The sequence below is a fragment of the Corynebacterium sp. KPL4072 genome, assembly GCF_037908395.1.
Lineage (GTDB): Bacteria > Actinomycetota > Actinomycetes > Mycobacteriales > Mycobacteriaceae > Corynebacterium > Corynebacterium kefirresidentii.
The window spans coordinates 1-1,118 of sequence record NZ_JBBMGE010000024.1 but is presented as its reverse complement, the minus strand read 5'-3'; the positions used below and the strand labels follow the sequence as shown (position 1 = coordinate 1,118).

The window sequence follows — 1,118 nt, the reverse complement described above, 5'->3', positions numbered from 1 at the left end:
GGGGATTCGGTGGCCGGGCGGGGCTGGGGACGAACCGTGGGGTATTGCTCCACGGCGGCACCCAGGCGATGCGGCCATTGACGCGCACCATGCGGCCGCGTTCTGTGGGGCGGGAGGGGTCATCTTGGTTGGCGGCGTTGTGGTGCGCGCACAAGGTGACCAGATTTTCTTGGTTTGTGGGCCCGCCGGTGGACCAGGCGGTGAGGTGGTGGACTTGGGCGTCGTCGGCAGGCGTAGTGCAGCCCGGCCACGCGCACACGGGGTGCTCGGCCGCGGCGAGCATGCGTTGTTTCCACGTGGCCATGCGTTCGGTGCGATACAGGTTTACCGGGCCGTGCTCGGGGTGAACGAGGCTGACGTAGCCGCGCTGGGCGAGAGCGCGGGCAACGAGCTGTGCGCCGGTCATGCGGGCGCCGTTGGTGAGCTGGAGGGTGATATCGGAGGCATTGGAAGGTGCAGCGACGATGCGGTCGAGCTGGTCTAGGGTGAGGATGACGTTGGTATGCACGGCCGGCAGCGCGCCGGGATTGCCCTCGAGGAGCACCTTCTTGGCGGCGGCGAGTGGGTCGTCCTTGTTGACGGAGGAGAGCACGCCCTTGATATCGGCGATATCGGTGGGATCGGCCGTAATAGAGATGGTGTGTGGGCCGTCGGGGCGGCGGGTATAGCGCACGCCGGGCTCCGGGCGGCGGGGCGGATTGATCTGCTTGAGTAGCTTCTTGGCCACGGAGGGAATCAGGCGGGCCTCGGTGCGGCAGAGCGTTAGGCGCAGGTCCCAAGCGCGGTTGGTATCGCGCACGCGGCGAGTATAAGACTCGATGCTATCGAGCGTGGTGAGGTCATGGCCGCGGCTGCGGGCGGCCTCGCGGGCGTGGCGTTGCTTGCGGGTATTCGACGTGCGGCCGAAGTAGACGTGCTGCAGGCAGGCGAGTTGGGCAGCCAGAAGGGGACTGGCTCCGGCTTCGAGAAGCGAGTCTTCGGAGCAGCCCCGAAATTCGGCGACGAGGTCGACGCCGCGGCGGCATAGCAAGAGAAATTCGGTGTTCACACGGCCGAAGCTAAAAGGCATGCGAGGGCTGAACAAGCGGTGCGCGGCCGGGGAGGGGGAAATTGTGGAT

1 protein-coding gene is annotated in these 1,118 nt (G+C 66.8%); it reads right to left on the bottom strand.

Annotated features, from left to right (window positions below; translation table 11 throughout):
• The coding region (locus tag WMP97_RS11765) for an HNH endonuclease signature motif containing protein (protein ID WP_340440559.1) at window positions 1-1,048 on the bottom strand (1,048 nt) is incomplete at its 3' end.
• Between the last annotated feature and the right edge of the window lie 70 nt (window positions 1,049-1,118).